This is a genomic window from Sphingobacterium kitahiroshimense, from assembly GCF_025961315.1.
Classification (GTDB): Bacteria; Bacteroidota; Bacteroidia; order Sphingobacteriales; family Sphingobacteriaceae; genus Sphingobacterium; species Sphingobacterium anhuiense.
In genome coordinates this window covers 1,095,080-1,111,813 of sequence record NZ_JAOQNK010000001.1, presented here as the reverse complement: position 1 = coordinate 1,111,813, position 16,734 = coordinate 1,095,080, and the positions used below count along the sequence as shown (strand labels likewise).

14 protein-coding genes are annotated in these 16,734 nt (G+C 35.0%); 5 read left to right on the top strand and 9 right to left on the bottom strand.

Annotated features, from left to right (window positions below):
• Nucleotides 1–180: 180 nt before the first annotated feature.
• Complete coding sequence (locus tag M2265_RS04950; protein WP_132767300.1) at nt 181–963, top strand: hypothetical protein; 783 nt, start codon at nt 181–183, stop codon at nt 961–963.
• Between the two features lie 1,178 nt (nt 964–2,141).
• Here M2265_RS04950 and M2265_RS04945 read toward each other — a convergent pair.
• The 5 genes from M2265_RS04945 to M2265_RS04925 all read right to left on the bottom strand — a co-directional run bounded on the left by M2265_RS04945 (nt 2,142) and on the right by M2265_RS04925 (nt 6,121).
• Nucleotides 2,142–2,405, bottom strand: coding sequence for a hypothetical protein (locus tag M2265_RS04945; protein ID WP_132767301.1), 264 nt, complete (start codon nt 2,403–2,405; stop codon nt 2,142–2,144).
• A 41-nt stretch (nt 2,406–2,446) separates the two neighbouring features.
• Nucleotides 2,447–3,202, bottom strand: a complete 756-nt coding sequence (locus tag M2265_RS04940) for a hypothetical protein (protein WP_132767302.1) — start codon at nt 3,200–3,202, stop codon at nt 2,447–2,449.
• Entirely contained in the window at nt 3,203–4,366 is a 1,164-nt protein-coding gene (locus tag M2265_RS04935) for a zinc ribbon domain-containing protein (RefSeq protein ID WP_132767304.1), read from the bottom strand. It abuts the gene before it with no gap.
• 156 nt (nt 4,367–4,522) lie between these two features.
• Nucleotides 4,523–5,542, bottom strand: coding sequence for a nuclear transport factor 2 family protein (locus M2265_RS04930; RefSeq protein WP_207902313.1), 1,020 nt, complete (start codon nt 5,540–5,542; stop codon nt 4,523–4,525).
• Nucleotides 5,543–5,662: 120 nt separating this feature from the next.
• Nucleotides 5,663–6,121, bottom strand: a complete 459-nt coding sequence (locus M2265_RS04925) for a hypothetical protein (protein WP_132767305.1) — start codon at nt 6,119–6,121, stop codon at nt 5,663–5,665.
• Nucleotides 6,122–6,735: 614 nt separating this feature from the next.
• On the opposite strand from M2265_RS04925, the gene M2265_RS04920 reads away from it, so the two are divergent.
• The 4 genes from M2265_RS04920 (at nt 6,736) to M2265_RS04905 (ending at nt 13,559) form a co-directional block, all read left to right on the top strand.
• Nucleotides 6,736–7,416: a hypothetical protein gene (locus M2265_RS04920; RefSeq protein WP_132767307.1), complete on the top strand. Its 681-nt coding sequence runs from the start codon at nt 6,736–6,738 to the stop codon at nt 7,414–7,416.
• 146 nt (nt 7,417–7,562) lie between these two features.
• The gene (locus M2265_RS04915; protein WP_132767309.1) at nt 7,563–10,910 is read left to right on the top strand and encodes a SusC/RagA family TonB-linked outer membrane protein; all 3,348 of its coding nucleotides are present in this window, start codon (nt 7,563–7,565) and stop codon (nt 10,908–10,910) included.
• A gap of 10 nt (nt 10,911–10,920) precedes the next feature.
• The gene (locus M2265_RS04910) at nt 10,921–12,279 is read left to right on the top strand and encodes a RagB/SusD family nutrient uptake outer membrane protein (protein WP_132767311.1); all 1,359 of its coding nucleotides are present in this window, start codon (nt 10,921–10,923) and stop codon (nt 12,277–12,279) included.
• Nucleotides 12,280–12,299: 20 nt separating this feature from the next.
• Nucleotides 12,300–13,559, top strand: coding sequence for a TlpA family protein disulfide reductase (locus M2265_RS04905; protein ID WP_132767312.1), 1,260 nt, complete (start codon nt 12,300–12,302; stop codon nt 13,557–13,559).
• An 83-nt stretch (nt 13,560–13,642) separates the two neighbouring features.
• Here the strand turns inward: M2265_RS04905 and M2265_RS04900 are convergent, their stop codons facing one another.
• The 4 genes from M2265_RS04900 to M2265_RS04885 form a co-directional block, all read right to left on the bottom strand.
• Nucleotides 13,643–13,867 (bottom strand): hypothetical protein, encoded by a 225-nt coding sequence (locus M2265_RS04900; protein WP_132767314.1) that lies wholly within the window; start codon nt 13,865–13,867, stop codon nt 13,643–13,645.
• Between the two features lie 100 nt (nt 13,868–13,967).
• On the bottom strand, nt 13,968–14,192 hold the full coding sequence (locus tag M2265_RS04895) for a hypothetical protein (protein WP_132767316.1): 225 nt from the start codon (nt 14,190–14,192) through the stop codon (nt 13,968–13,970).
• A 424-nt stretch (nt 14,193–14,616) separates the two neighbouring features.
• Nucleotides 14,617–15,423, bottom strand: a complete 807-nt coding sequence (locus M2265_RS04890) for a hypothetical protein (RefSeq protein WP_132767318.1) — start codon at nt 15,421–15,423, stop codon at nt 14,617–14,619.
• 95 nt (nt 15,424–15,518) lie between these two features.
• Nucleotides 15,519–16,508: an AraC family transcriptional regulator gene (locus M2265_RS04885; protein ID WP_132767320.1), complete on the bottom strand. Its 990-nt coding sequence runs from the start codon at nt 16,506–16,508 to the stop codon at nt 15,519–15,521.
• Between the last annotated feature and the right edge of the window lie 226 nt (nt 16,509–16,734).

The following is a 16,734-nucleotide window of genomic DNA, read 5'->3' as shown; positions in this document are numbered from 1 at the left end:
TTTCGTTCGTATAATAGATTTTAGTGTTTTATTTTCAGTATAAATTTAATAAAAAATATCATTAGTTCTGTGGTAAGCCGTATTTTTAATAAAATTATTTAAGTTGTGAGAGTATTATCAATTTTGTAATTTAATAAATTCTTATCTTTGTGAAATTTTCAAATTAACCTTATATTATTTATGGAAGAAAAGATTTTTGAGAAAAAGACTAAAAATCAAAATTTACGACTTGTATTTTTAGTTTTATTTGGTTTTCTTGGTATTGGTTTAGCTGTTTATTGTCATTGGAAGGGTATTATAGATGATATTAACGGATACAACAGTATTAATGCTGTAATTGCTTTTATTTCACTAGGAATTAATATTTTAACAGTTATTTTTGTGTTTGTTACTTATGAAGCTCAAAGAGAGGTAATTCGTATGCAAGCTAAGCAAATAAAAGATGATAAAAAAGATGGTGATTTTACTAGGGTAATGGAGCTTATATATAAACAGTTGGAATATACCAATAAAAGGTTTAATATCGAGGAAATAGAAAATTTAGGAGAATTTTCATTTAAGTATTCCTATTTAAGTCTATATAATGAAAGTCTAAAAAAAATAACTGTAAATAATATTTCTTTAATAAATGTGGAAACGACTAGTCGTATAGGTAATCATTCGCGAATACTATCATTTTTTAATAAAGAACTGGAGGTATATTACAAAATTATCAATACTAATAATAACCTATCAGAAGACGATAGAGACTTTTTTACTAAGCTTTTTGTTGATAACATTGATAATACAATTATTACTAAAATTGATTTATTTCAAAGTTGGTATTATGAATACAAAAAATGGTATGATCTTCCTAACGAGGGACAAAATTATTACACAATAAATAGTATCGATTATGATTTGGCTTTAGTATTGGAATACCTACGAATACCTAAACTTGAAGCTTTGGACCTTGGGAAATAGGAAATAAAGATATAAAAAACTTTAAACTAAGAATTTTTTTTATGTTCAGTATTTGTGTACTAACAATTCTCCAATTAGTGAAATGTAATGGTGAAGGAGGTTTCAGTTTTCGTGTAATCAAGATCAAGCCAATTGTCAAAAAAGCGAAGCTGATCTGTGAAATTGTAGAATGCCAATTCAGAACCTACCTTATTATGTAAAAGAGCGCGAAGTTAATTCGATGTCCAGGTTATTGAGAACATATGTAGAGTCGAACGCGCTATCTTCAAAGGCTTTTAGGGGTTCTATTGTATCTACAATACCTAAAAGATAAAATAAAGGAAAATCTTTAAATTTTATTCTTTTTAATCCTATGAGAGCTTGGAGACTGTAATCCAAACTTATTGTATATTTCCTCATCTTTTTTTTCCGGTATCCACATATTGTGAAGTGTAATAGCATTGGCTGCCATATTATATTGATAGATGAGCTTTCGATCCCAAAAAAGCTTTTCTTCCTGTATTTGTTTCTTATATTTTCTAATTTTATATAAGCGATTATATAGCAATATACCACCCAATAATCCGTGATCGAAAACCTTGTGGCAGGAGTTTCTCCTAAATTTGAAGCAGTTTTGAAGTATTCTATTTATTAAGAATAAAAACGTGATCTAATACTGAAGGCAGTTCTTTAAATAAATCCTTTTTGTGTATACGCATACATTCATAAACAATGTGATTATCTGCACTAGACCTTGTTTCTTCGAAGCCAAAGTATTTGTCCATAATTTCGTGCTCTGATAGATTAGCATTATTTTCAACTGAGTTGAATACCTCTCGATATGTTCTTATAGAATCTAATATGTCCTGTTTTGTCATAATTTTGATAATTAGTTTACTAATTTTGGCGCAGCGTTAGCTGCGATGGATGTCCCGATTGCCCACATTGTTTTTGTTACTGCGTTTCCAACATTTGATATAGTCGTTTTATTTTTATTATGTTTCATATGATTTCCCTTTCTAAGTTTTAAGTATTTGTAAATAATTAGAGTTAATACTAGGACAATCGAAACCAAACCACCGCCGCTTAAACCGGCCCCTCCAAGGAGAGCTTTTAGTATCTTTAGATTGATTTAAATTTTTTAAATCACTATTGCAATTAACTGAGTGTACATTATAAAGTTGTATAAATAATAAATATTAATCCATTACTCTCATTGCATCATCAATCGCTTTGACAATCTTTAGTTTAGCTGCTTCTAAATCCTGCGGGAAATTAGTCCAATCAAAACAAGTAATGCTATCTCCACTATCCTCAATCTGAACAAATTCTACACTTTTACCGTTAACTGTCCCTTTCCATATAATAGGGGACTCCCAAGTGTATGGATTAAATGCTTGATCCGCATTTAAATAAAAGTACTTTGTGTCAATATCTTTATATTCTCCTTCTACTTGATTCATAATTTCTCGTTTGTATTTGTTTATAATTTATATATTCATAATTAAGTATTATTTTTTATGTTGTTGGACCAACTAGGATAATCAATTAGATTTACAAGTTCTTCAATAATAATTCTAATTTCTGTTTTTAGATTATCAATATCAGTCTTTTTAGCTGAAAATCTTTTACTATGTACACTTGAATCGGCAAACTTCTTTACTTTAAGAATGTCAATTTTCACAATTTTTGTTAAATGCCAAGTTTTTTGTTCAGACATTTTTGCGATTAAGTCACTTAAAAAGTAATATCCACCGTTACCATTTTTTATTTGAGATTCCAAGCCATGACGTTCAAATAATTCAATTATTAAAGTTTCTAACAATTTCCTTAACATAAAGAAGCAAGAGTTATAAAGGCTAAAATCATAACAACAAGATGCTTCTTTAGCAAAATCTACTAAATATCCTCTAGTATTGTCAAATATACTAAGAGGAAATAGGTTATTTGTTGCTACTGGTATGAAATCCAAGTCAATTGTCTGTTCTAATTCTTTAATGTAGCCAGCCTCTAAAATGTATAAATCTTTTCTTTTAATAAATTTTTGACCTTTTCTACGTTGGGCATTTTTACTTAGATAACTACAAATATTTGAGTATGGACTTAAGCTTAATTCATTAAAGCATTCGACTATATCTTTCGCTTTTACACCATCTAATTTTCTTTGATCTATTAAAAAGTGAATGAAATAATCTATTTTTTTACTGGAAGAGCATGAATCAAAACTTGATACTTTTCTTAAGTAGCTTTTTAGGTCCATTTATTTTGTTTTTATAGTATGTTCAAAAAAATTCTCTCCTGATTGGGTTATTTTAAGATCTGAGAAATTAGAGGTGTTAATCCAACCTTTTCTTACTTTGATATTTTTTAGACTTGCTCTAATTCCTGGTACAGAAAGTGAAAGGTCTTTGAAACAGGTATAAATCATATTTTCATTAATGCCTTCCTGTAATAGTACTTTCTGAAGATAATAGACAATTAATAAAACTGTCTCAGTATTATCTTTTGGCTTATACGTTTCATAGTATTCTTTTAAACTTTTCTTTTCTTTTGGATGCAGATTAAGTTCTGTAACAAGCGAATAACTAATGTTTGAATTGTTTTTCTGTTTCTTTTTTTTGACAACTGGTGAACTTTGGTCTACATCTATATTTTCTTTTGAACTGGTCGTGTTTTTCGCTATAGATCGGGCTTTACCCTTCTTTTTTCCGTTTATTAAATTTTCAATATTATTTAAATTATCTACTTTAAATTTTACTTGTTCATCATTTAGGGTGGCAAAATATAATTTAAAAAGATTTTTCCAATTATTTTCAAAATTGTTGACTCTAGAAGTTGTTTTTCTACTTGCCAAATATTGGTCACGGACTGATTGACGTGTAAAAGCTTTCTTTGCGAAATCACTTTCGTAATATGCATATATTAAAATCCATTCAGATTCACTGCAATTTAAAATTATTTCTAAATCTTTTATATGAGGGAACTGTTGTATTTGTTCTAATTCCTCTTTTTGAATTGATACATCTCTATCGATGTCAACAGAGTTACTTGTAATATTCATATCATCATTTAAGGGATGATTTTCTATATGTGGAGCATCGTCATTTAATTCTATATAAGGTGTATTTTGTTGACTTGTAATGTTTTTAATTAGACTTTGAATACCGTCTTTACCAACTTCATTAGTTAACGAAACTTCACAAAAAATCTCATCCTTCGTTCTATGGTACTTTATTGTACTTTTTTCGCCGATTAGATTTTCCTTATTAACTTCAACATTTGATCCGCATTGTGAACAGTATTTCGCCTCTTTACTTAAAACTGATTTACAAGAAGGACATTTAACTTTATTTCCGCAACTAGAACAAAATATGGAGTGTTCAGGTAAGGAAGTATTACATGAGGCGCAATCGATAAAATTCATAATATAGTTTTTAATCTTTATACGAATATAAATTATTTATTTCATTTAATTAATTTTCATTTTTTATAATGTAGTACTATGTGGAAAAATATAGTTTACTGGTAATGAGTGTTTAGTCAGGTTTTTTGGGAAATCAGGATGTTAATTAATTTTCTTCTACCCACTAACATCCACCAACTTCATAATCTTTCCATCATCAGAAAACTCAAATATTGATTTGCCTTTTAGACGCAGTTCTTGGCCTTTCTTTAGACCATTTGGAAGATCTTTGGCTAATTTAGCTTCGTAGTTGATTGTGATTTCAGAGATATTGTTGCGGTGTAGGATGGAGGTGATAATCTGCTTCCTGTCGACAAATAGATCTAATACTGACAAAGCCTGTTTAAGAAAGGCATCTTTGCCTTTTAAGGTCATTGTCGTATTGCCATCATGTATATTCTCAAACACAACATCCTCAGTCATATTCTTGCACATATCTTTTGGTTTAAAAGCATTGTATGCATTGATGTAATGGACTATAATAGAAGTTTGAGGGTGAGACTTCCAGTAGTAGATAATACCATCAATAGTTTTCTTAGTTAAAATGCTTTTGGTAGATAGTATTTTGAGACATTTTTCTAGATCACTGATGGAAAATTCAAATTGAGATTCCGATATGAGCTTTTTCCAAATATCAATTGAAGGCGTTGGTAAATCGAGGACACCTTCATCGATCCATTTTATCAGAAGATCAAGTAAATTTTTATTAGTTTTTCGGAAAGATCCTTTTTGATTTATCTTCTTTGTCCAGATAATTCGAGTGCCTTTTCCGTTGTTATCGTAGATAATATGACTAAAACCTTTTTCTTCATCGTTTTCAATTTTTTGGCTATGGAAAAGCTGGATATTACCTTTAGGACAATCGTTAGCATATACGTCCGTGCAATAGCAATTTAGTAAATAGGGGAGCAGGTCAACCTGGTCAGATTTGAATTTATTTTTATCATTCGGATTGGCGATATAGCTAAAGACATAATTGTTTGGTTTTCCAAGTAGGAAAGATAATTCTTCATCATCCATGCCAATATCTGCCATTAAATCAATTACGCGGCATATAATATGATAATCCATGTGAGAAATAGTCACAATTGGACCGTCCTTCTTTCGTACCGATTCTCTTTTTACTATTTCAATCAATTTAGGCTACCTTTCAAATTATTAATAAATACAAATCATAACCTCAGTCTGAATGGTGAGCTTATAAATATAATTTCGAATTTAATAAATAAAAATGATAGCTAAACTTCAGCTCTATAATTATGCTTTATTATTGGCCACAAATTTTTCCCAAACCTCTTTTACGACTTTTCTTTCTTCAACTTTATCACTTTTTAGATGAAAATGACCATATAAATTCTCTATATTTTCTAAAGCTTTATCTTGTGTATTTCTAGCATATATTGCTGAGATTACTCTTTTTGCAAAACGTGGATCTTTTAGGGTGTCAACAAATTTATCAACTTTCGCATGCGAATCACTGACGTCCCATTCATCAGAAGGAATAAAATCATGAATTTTACATTCGAGTTCATCTGCAATTACTGCAAAGTCAGCAGAATTGTAATGATCAGGTTTGTCCTTATCTTCTATATGTGATACATAGTTTTTATTCTTTTTAATACCAATTGATAAATCATAAGCAGATTTCCCAATTACTAATCTTAAAAATAGAATATAGTTTACGATATATAATGATAGCTTGTTTATCTTTTGCATGCTACCATTTTAAGCTTTTACGATAAAAACATTTTAAATAGTATTCAAGGTAAAATTTGTAATAATCGAATTTTATAATTATGTTTGTTATGTCAATGTAGCTAAATGCTATGTTTGATAGTATGTTAAAGGCTATTGATGCTGAATCTTACTTTCGAAAACGTAGGAAATTTTCAAAGGGTGTAAGTTCAGGAGATCAAAGCCCATTCTCTATCTTTGTGTTTTCAAAGGAGAGATGGGCATTCTCTTGTTTTCACCTAAGGTTCTTCCTACGACCCTCGAAAGAAAATAAGGTTTGTCCCATCTCTTTTTTGATGAACTTTCCTTATCATATACTAGATTTATTGCTCAAGCTTTTTTAGACCTTAAAAAAGAGAGTTATGAACAAAAAACAGACCACCAAAAACATCATCAAGCCGGCAGATTAGATCTGTTGCGCAAAGTCACTATGCTGACTATCCATTCAAAATGCAATCACGAAGCCAATTTTTAACCTTGATGTAGACTAATAATTGCATTTTTTCCAATTTATTTTTTAACTATTGCAAGTTGAACAGGGGGCTTATTGCCAAATTTTTAGCTCCTGATTCACTTTCAATATAAACCTTAAAAAAATGCAAAAAACTTGCAATCGGGAGAGCTATGCGCTGTCCCCAGGGAAAGAACTGTCTTCGTTTTTGAACGAAAAACGTGTTCCAATTATCAAAAAACCAATTATGATTACAGATTTACCTGAATGTTTATTTAAAAGGTTCGATACAGAATTTAGACATATAACGACCCTGTCTGCATTGAGATATGTGAAAAGTGAACGGCCATCACAACGTTATTATTCACTGTTGATACACCTTTCAGAACCTTCGGATTCTTTTAGTCTGGTTGTGCGCAACGAAGCTATCGATGTCCTGCGAATCTCGCTGATCAATATGAAGATCTATGAGATTTACCTTTTTGCTTTAACGCTACCTGCCGACTTTCCTGTCAACCAGATACTGGTGCTAGGAGAGGACCGTGAACGGTTTATTCCCAATGAGGAAAAAGGAAATATTCCGGGATACTGCTACGAACTAACGGTACCTGCGAAAACAGAACGTGAGGAATACCAACAACGGATATTGAATGATCTGAATAAACACTTTAAGCTTGATGTAAGAATCGAGAAGCTAGCTGTCGTAAAAGACAGTCGAAAAGTTACAAAGATGACGGGCGAGTCTGTTGAACTGATCTGGGCAGAACAGCTCACGATGATTATGAAAGCGAAACGCCTACCAGTAGTCGTACGAACCATGAATTAAAGTCTCCTAAAGGAACGTAACGAATATAGTTTCACTGTTTAGAAGCCCGGATGCTGCCGAGGGAAGAGAAAAGACTTTAGGAACAAGTCACCCTCGGTAGTTGAAGGGGACAATAGGAGAGCTATATGCATTAAAAAATTACAACAATGAAAATAGATAAAACATATAAAACCAAGGATTGGAGGGATCTCCAAAAGCTCGGTAAATATAAGGGAGAGGTATTGCTACTCAGTAAGCTATTACTGCTCTCCTTATTGATGATCTTTCATATGGTTAGTTTATATGCTCAGACACCCCGCAAGGACAGCGGGATGAACGGGCAGACAAAATATGAACTTGCAGGTAGAGTGATATCATCCATTGACGGTACGCCGATGCAGGGGGTATCTATCCGTGTCGATGATGAGAATCTGCAGATCCGAACATCCAGAAATGGAACTTTTGAACTGCTGGTCACAAACCGAAAAGGGAATGTGAAATTCTCCTATGTTGGTTTCGAAACTCAGGAAATCAATTATACCATAGGGGTATCGTTACTGGTCAGAATGATACCTGGAGAGAATAAAATCGATGAAGTGGAGGTGGTATCTACAGGGTACCAGAAAATTCCGAAAGAACGTGCGACAGGATCATTTGAGTTTGTGGACAATAAACTCTTCAACCGTAAAGTCTCCACAGACTTTGTGAGTAGGCTAGAGGATATTGTGCCGGGGATAACAGCGAGTAAGGTGTACAATAATAGAGGAGGTTATTTGAATATAAATGTTCGTGGAATGAGTACGATGAACTCTGAAAGATGGCCACTCGTTGTTGTTGACGGTGTACCGTATGAAAGTTATTATCAAGTTGCGGGAATGGGTGCTTTCAATAATCTTAATCCCAATGACATTGAAAGTGTAACCGTGCTTAAAGATGCTGCCGCATCCTCCATTTGGGGGGCGCAGTCGGGAAATGGTGTAATCGTGGTCACGACCAAAAAAGGGAAATTTAACCAGTCGATGCAACTTTCATTTAATGCCAATGTAAGTATAAAGGCTAAACCAGATCTATATTATTACCCACAGATGAAAACTTCCGATTACATTGATATGCAACAGTATCTCTTCGACAAAGGAAAGTTTAATGGACAGTTCAATACTTGGTATTACAATCCCGAACCCGTAGTTCGGTTGATGCAAGATCGAAAAATTGGAGCAATATCCGAGTCCGTAATTAATGAGGCAATTGGTAAGCTCAAAGCTATTGATGCGCGGGACGATTTTTTGAAATACATCTATCGTAATGCTGTTAATCAACAATATAATCTTCAGCTTCAAACGGGGAGTGAGAAAGCAAATACCCTTTTTTCTGCCGGTTATGATAAGAATCTGAATGATGTTGTTACTTCTTCATATAACAGATTAAACTTGAAATCTAATACGCAATTGCGTCCGGTCAAGAATATGTTGGTGGATATTGGTGGCTTATATACGGAGTCTCGAAATGTGAATTCGAACATACCTGTTAACTACAATGGCTTAGGAAGAGGACTTAGTAATTATCCATACATGAAATTGGTAGATCAAAACGGTGATCCTGCAGTGGTGGAGGCAACGGCCATCAGTAACATTTATCGTGATACTGTAGCTGGAGGAAGATTGTTGGATTGGACCTACCGACCTTTGAGTGAGCTGTATGATACGAAATGGACGCAGAATGTAAGAGAGCTATTTACCAATTTTAATGTGAACTATGCCTTTGATTTTGGTTTGAAGTTGAATATGCAGTATGCTTATCAGCGCTCCATGAATTCGAGTGAACTTTGGAAGGGAATAGGATCATTTAGCCAAAGGGATGCTCTTAATGCTGTAGCGAGTTACGACGCGAATTCTGTTACTTGGAATTTGCCGCTTGGGGATGATCTGAATATAATAGACTGGAATACCTATTCCCATCAGAGCAGGGCAACAGCCGAGTATCATAAAAAGTGGCAAGATCAAAATGAGCTATCATTTTTTGGTGGCATGGAAGTCCGTAAGATCCATAAAACTTTAACTGCGGCCCAATATCAAGGTTTTGATCCAGAAACCGGAGCATTTAAACCGGCACCCTATGGTGTTGCTGTTCCATACTTTAATGGTGCTTTTGGGTCATTTTATATGCGTGATAATAATCAATATCAGGTATTAAGAAATAATTTTGTTTCCTATTTTACAAATGCTTCTTATACCTACGCAAGCAAATATGTATTGAGCGGAAGCTTCAGAAAGGATGCCTCTAATTTATTTGGTGTTAAAAGTAATGACCGAGGGCAACCCTTCTGGTCCGTAGGTGGCGCTTGGGTACTTTCTCGAGAATCATTTTTGAAAGAAAATGACCTATTCAATTTATTGAAGCTGCGTACCACCTATGGTTATAATGGCAATGTCAATAATTCGGTATCTGCTTATCCAATTATGTCCATAGAGAGTGAGTCACATTTTATCAATGGTCAGAAATATGGAATGATCCTGACTCCTCCCAATCCAAAATTACGATGGGAACGTGTGAGTATTATGAATTTGGGGCTTGATTTTGCGCTACGTGATAATTGGTTAGGCGGTAGTGTGGAGTATTATGAAAAAAATGCCAAAGACCTGATTGCTCCAGACCAGATAGATCCGAGTACTGGTTTTACCAGCATGATGGTCAATAGTGCAAACCTAAAAACAAAAGGTTGGGATATTTCAATCAATGCATTACCATTCGTATCAAAAAATTGGACTTGGAACAGCAATCTTGTATTTTCTTATGTTCGGACAAAAGTATTAAAAGCATTCGTACAGAATGAAATTGGTCAGGATTATATTAGTACGGGCCTAGCCAATGTGATGACGCCTATTGAAGGAAGGGATCTGTTTAGTCTGCTTACCTATAAATGGGCCGGACTGGATCCAGAGACCGGAGCACCACGAGCATATCTCAATGGTGAGATTTCAAAAGATTATAGTGCTATTACGAATATGAATGTAAAGGATCTGGAATATCAAGGTTCTGCTATTCCCTTGTATACAGGTAGTTTTCGGAATAGTGTTCGGTATAAAACAGTAGAACTATCTTGGAATATCTCTTACCAATTGGGGCATAAGTTCCTGCGAAATTCCTATAATAATCATTTATTGGTAAACAGCAGTATTGGACATAAGGATTATGCACTACGTTGGCAGAAGCCTGGAGATGAGCTGATGACAGATGTTCCAGCTGTTACCTATCCTGCAAATTCGATTGCTAGTAATGTATTTCTAGGATCGTCTGCTTTACTGGAAAGTGGGAGCCAGATTAAACTTAGGGATATTCAACTGACCGTGAACCTACCTTTTGCTTCGAGTTTTAAACTCAAAAACTGCAAGATCTATGGCTACGTGCAAAATGTAGGAACGATTTGGCGGGCCAATAAATGGGGAATCGACAGTGAATATGGTTTCAATATACCGGATCCGATGATGTCAGCACTTGGATTTAGTTTTAACCTTTAATCTATTTATCATGAAATCAAATAATCTTATAAATGGGATTTGGATGCTACTGCTATTTTGTGGTTGTAGCAATTTTTTAGAAGAGAAGCCTGATATAAAAATGGTCATTCCCAAAAGTTTGAATGATGCAGAGCTTCTACTCAATAATTATAGCACCATGAATATGGGATATCCTTTATTCGGTGAATGGGGTGCTGATGAATATTATGTAACCGATGAAAATTTTGACGGTGCTCTTAACTTAGAACAGCAGCAAACTTATACCTGGCTAGATGAGCCCAATAATGATATCATGCAATGGCAAAGACCGTATAAAGTGGTTTACAATGCAAATCAAGTATTAGAGATTATCGATAAGTTAGGAGCAGAGAGTAATACTGAAAAGGCTAAAAATTTGATCGGTATCGCTCATTTCTTTCGTGCTTTTGCCTTTCAGCAAATAATAGAAGTATTTGCACCTCCTTATCAGGTAGGAACTGCGATGTCCGAAATGGGTATACCGTTGCGTCTAGATCCAGGTATTGATGATCCTTCTACTAGGGCAAGTGTACAACAGAGTTTTGACCAGGTGATTAAGGATTTTAAAACTGCTATATGGCAGTTGCCATTACAAGAAACGGTAAAGGGAAGACCTTTTCGTGCCAGCGCCTACGCAGGTTTAGCTCGTACTTATCTGTATATGGGCAATTATCAACAGGCATATTTATATGCAGACTCAAGTTTACAATCGCATTCAATTTTGCTGGATTATAATACACTTAATGCTTCTGCAGATCTTCCTATAGGTCGATTTAATGTAGAGGTTCTTTTTGCGGCTATTACTGGAAGTTCTGGACCGATGAGTTTGAATAATGGATTAGTGGATTCTGTGTTGGTAAAATCATATGCCGATAACGATTTACGAAAGCTCCTGTTTTTTAGAAAAAATCTCTTCCCAATGAATACTTATGCCTTTAAGGGTAATTACGACCAGTCTATGGCTACGCTATTTGTAGGATTGACAACTAGTGAGATGTATTTAGTTAAAGCTGAGGCGGCAGTTCGTATTGGAAAAGTACCTGAAGCGCTTTCTGCCTTGAATACGCTTCTTAAGAAAAGGCAAGACAGTAATCAATTTGTTCCTGTAATAGAAACAAATCCAGACCTGCTTTTGCCTTTACTGCTGAAAGAACGTCAAAAGGAATTGGTGTTTCGAGGTCGTCGCTGGTCAGATCTGAAACGGTTGAATCTGGATTCACGGTTTCAAAGAACACTTAAAAAAGTAGTGAAGGGGAAGGAATATATGCTCGATCCCAATAGCAGAAAATATGCTTTTCGACTTCCTGAACCAGTAGTTATTAATGGAAAAATACCCCAAAACATACGTTAAACATTTATAAAAAAACAAATATGAAACATTTAAAATTGATCGCACTTTTATTCTGCATACTCACACCAGTGTGTATAACACAAGCACAAACTGATAAAAAAGTAGATTTGAGTAAATCCCTTAGAGTAGGAGATGCATTTATCCCTCCAACTGCTGTGGAAGTAATGCGCGGCTTGGATAAAACAATTGATTGGAAAAAACTGAAAGATAAGGTTGTCATATTGGATTTCTTTGATACTTTTTGTGGTACTTGCATACAGACGATGCCCAAGTTGCAAAAACTGCAGGACAAATTGAAAGATAAACTGCAGATCATTACGGTTGGATGGCAGAATAAGGCTACTTTAGACGATTTCTTTGCAAAAAATGCATTTTTGAAAGAAAATAAAGTCAATTTGCCCGTCATCTATTCTGATGTATATCTTAAGCAGCTCTTTCCGCATAAAGGTGTTCCGCATGTCGTATTCTTGTTTAAGGGAAAAGTTCATGCTATCGCTGTAAGCAATTTGATCACCGAAGAAAATATTTTGAAGCTATTTAATACAGGTTCGATTGACATACCATTAAAAAATGACTTTGGTAAAGGAAATTTAGTAGGACAACAATCAGACGAGAGCCCGAAGATGAAAGAAGGAGTTTGGATTTCGGGCTACCAAAACGGAGTTCCTTTTCAGTCACTAGTCATCAAGCAGGATAGTATATCAGGTTTGATCAAAACTTCGTTTTACAATGTTTCAATTTATAGTGCAATACTATTTAACTGGGCAAAAGTAAAGAAGGTAAATTATATTCCGAGAGCTGAAAGGTTAGTCCTTAAAGTAAAAGATCCAAATCGTTATCAGGATTTTTCTAAGGAAGGAGAGGCTTGGTCTTTAAAAAATGGCATATCTTATGAGCGTTTGGATCGGGTTCAAAGAAGTGATTCTGCTCAATCACGGTTGGTGCTGAATGATCTTCACAGTTTTTTCGGTATTCGTTCTTATAAAACAATGCAAGAAATAGACTGTCTTATTTTACAGCCATGTCCCATAAAAGCATATACGGGCAATAGTTCGGAATCTAAGATGAACTTTGCCAATAGCTCTGTGCTAGCTGTTATGACTGATCTTGGTGAAAAATTCCCACCAGTTCTTGACTTAGTCAATAGCAAAGAGGAGATTATAATTGGTGACTATGAAACTTTAGAAGAATTGAATGCACAATTGGCAGCTTATGGAATAGAGGCGATTTTAGGTAGAGGAATGCAAGAAGTATTGGTGATTGAGGAGGTAAATGAATAATTAAAATAGAAGGGGTATGATGGTGAGATCATACCCCTCCTTACTATGATAGGTCGTAGACAATCTTTTTTGAAATTACTGAACTATCTAGCCTCCAATAGTACGTTTGTCGTATTTATTTCATTCTGCAATGCATTGATGATCTCGTTCTTCAGTTCGTCACTGATAACTGGTTGATTATTTCCATCATTCATGGCATAAATAGCACAAAGTTTCTGTGGAGGTGCTGGACATATAGGTACGGAAACTACTAAAATATAATGTGCGGGATTTGATGGGTTTGGACCCGTTAGTTTGAACCAATTCATAATTATTATATTAAAATGTTGAATCATTTAGGGTATGACTCGTCGTCATACCCTATTACTTATGTAGCAAACGCTTATGTTGATAGGTTAATTAAACGCCCTACCTCGTTTTCAAATTTACATTTACCCCATTTACCTGGTTCTGTAATGAATTAATAATTTCATTTTTCAGAGCATCCGTAATAACTGGATTACCGGCACCATCGTTCATCGCCTGCAAAGCACACATTTGTTGTGTGGGTGCATTACATGAAGGTGTTCCTGGTAATAATGTATAATGTGCGGGATTTGACGGGTTTGAACCCGTGAAATTAAACCAACTCATAATTGTTAAATTTTTTATTTTCAAAAATTGATATAAATATTTCGTATATTCATATCGGTTCAAATCGATCATCCTACGTGTTGAAGGATGGCCACGTAAAAGCTTCCGCGCATTGGGGGCTTTTACTATTAAAGTGGACTTTTATTTCCTGCCCCGGCCACCGGGGAATGTCGCAAATTTGCGACGGTATCTTTTGATACCTGTTCTGTTCATCATGACATTATTTCAATTAAAAAACCAACGTAATTTTTATTATTTAACTTTATAACCTTCTCACTTTCCAATCTATCTAACTCATTAACCATCTCACTTTCTAACCCTCATTTGAATCTATATCAAAGATAAGTTGGCGATGCAGGTGAACGTTAGGTAGAATCCGTTTGTTGATTATGCAGTTTCCGTTTCAATACTTGCGTTCTGCCAATCAATCGTTCTGGTAATGATATACTTGATAAGGATAACCTACTGGAAAAGCTTGGTAACAATGTACATAAGCTAGTACAGCATAATTTATTTTTTGACGATTGTAAAGCGAAATGATGCCAGCAAAGTCGAAAGGATCTACAAATGTATGTTGGTAGGATTTTAGATATTTCTGAATAGTTTTCGTGATTTGATGCTTTTGCAAACTTTTTTCATAAATGGATAATGCGCTATGTTCAATATAACTATGTTCTTGGTAGCAGATAGCTATATGCATCAATTCAGCGTCGATATGATGCCAGACGTATTGTTCTTCCTGTAGTATTTCAAATACTAATTGCAGGCAATTGAACCGATCCATATCATCCCAGTCTATAGGTATATCATTTAAAAAAAAGAACTGAATATCTTCCTCAGAAATAGGACTCTGCTCACCGGCAATCTTTAAAACTATTTCTTCCACATCAGTATATGGGAGGTAGTAATGCATTATATCAGTTGTATTTTGATGCTGGTATAATAAGAAACCTTCTGTACAGATGTCATAGAGCAACAAAAACAGCAGATAAAACGCTTCTTCCTTATCCTGATAAATTCCTGGATATTGGAAGTAATGGTACTCTTCAAGGCTGATGGCATATTCATTGAGAAAGGTGAATTGATCCATGTTTTGCTTGTTAATGTAATTGTTTTCGTTTTTCTCTGCGAATAAAGCTGTAAGATATTCGCGATAAGCCTGTTGTTGAAAATTGAGAATCTGTTGATGATACTTTGATTCTTTCCACCCTTTGGGTGCAAGTATTTTCATTAAGTGCGGCACTTGAAGATGTATCTTGCGGAGTATAGCTTTTATCCTTTTATCAGGTAGAGTTTTGAAATAATGTTGTACCATACTAGGGAGAATTAAGTTTTTTTAAACTGTCCTACGGACTTGCCTGTCATATTTCTAAAAAAACGGTTGAGTTCGCTATGCCCTGCGAAATTGAGCTCTTCGGCCAGCGTACCAAACTGGTTGGGATAATCTTCCAGCTGTTTTATGATGCGCTGAAGCAACAATTCGTTGCGATATGCCTGTAAGCTACAGTCGTAATACTCCTGGTGCAAGCGAGTTAAACGATCCTGATCGACCTGTAGGCTTTTTGCAATATCTTTAATCAGGGCTTTTGCCCCAAACTTGCTCACCGTGAGTTGCAGATAAGCACGGGCTTGATCGACAAGAGTTACTGTATTGTTTATCTCGGTTGTTTCGGTGATGATCTTGAGTCTGGATAAGGTGATTAGATAGATCTGATGATGGACCAGTACATATTCATTTTCCATAACTTTGGGGTTGATCTTACTGAACAGATTTAAGATTTCAGTGCGCGTCAACGGACCGATTTTAAAGTCTATACTTTGAAGGGGTTTGCGATCACCTGTCCGTTTGGCATATACCAGTGCCATCACAAATTCAAAGCTGCGTTCTAGATGCGGTCTGAATAGTCCGGCATCCAGTGTGATTCCAATAATGATATGATGGCCTACAGGTAGTTTGACCGTCATTTCGGTCTCGGGCAGATACAGGTAGCAGGCACGATCCTGCTGAAAATGCACTGACGACTGTCCGTTATCTTCATGTAAAACGAGCGGATGCTCTCCATTGCTCACTAAGGGATAACACAAATACAGGTCTGGAGCCTCAGAAGTGAAAGATAGGGACATTGCTGTGCTGATCCAGAATTCATAGTAATAGATGTAGGCATACCGTCCATCAAAGGTTTGTATAGCATAACTGTTGTCTCTGTAGGTCCAATACTTTGTGTCGGCATGACGTATTGGATAAGTGACCCTCAGGTCTGGTTGGGCTATCTCCCGAACACCAGGAGGTTGATTTAGGATAATGGTTCGTCTCATAATTAAGTTTATTCTGGGTTGAGACGCAATGGGTGAACCTTTGGGTACAGCTTTTATGATAATCGTATGTGGCTTTTTTGTTTCAAGTTCACCTCTATTGCATCTTTTTTTTCAATCTGGTAGGTAAACACAGATGGGAGAGGAGACATCTGTATTTATTGTACCGATCTACTGAAGTAAAGATAATGGCAAGAAGGCCGGTTTGGATCTTAGATATTTGAGGTTT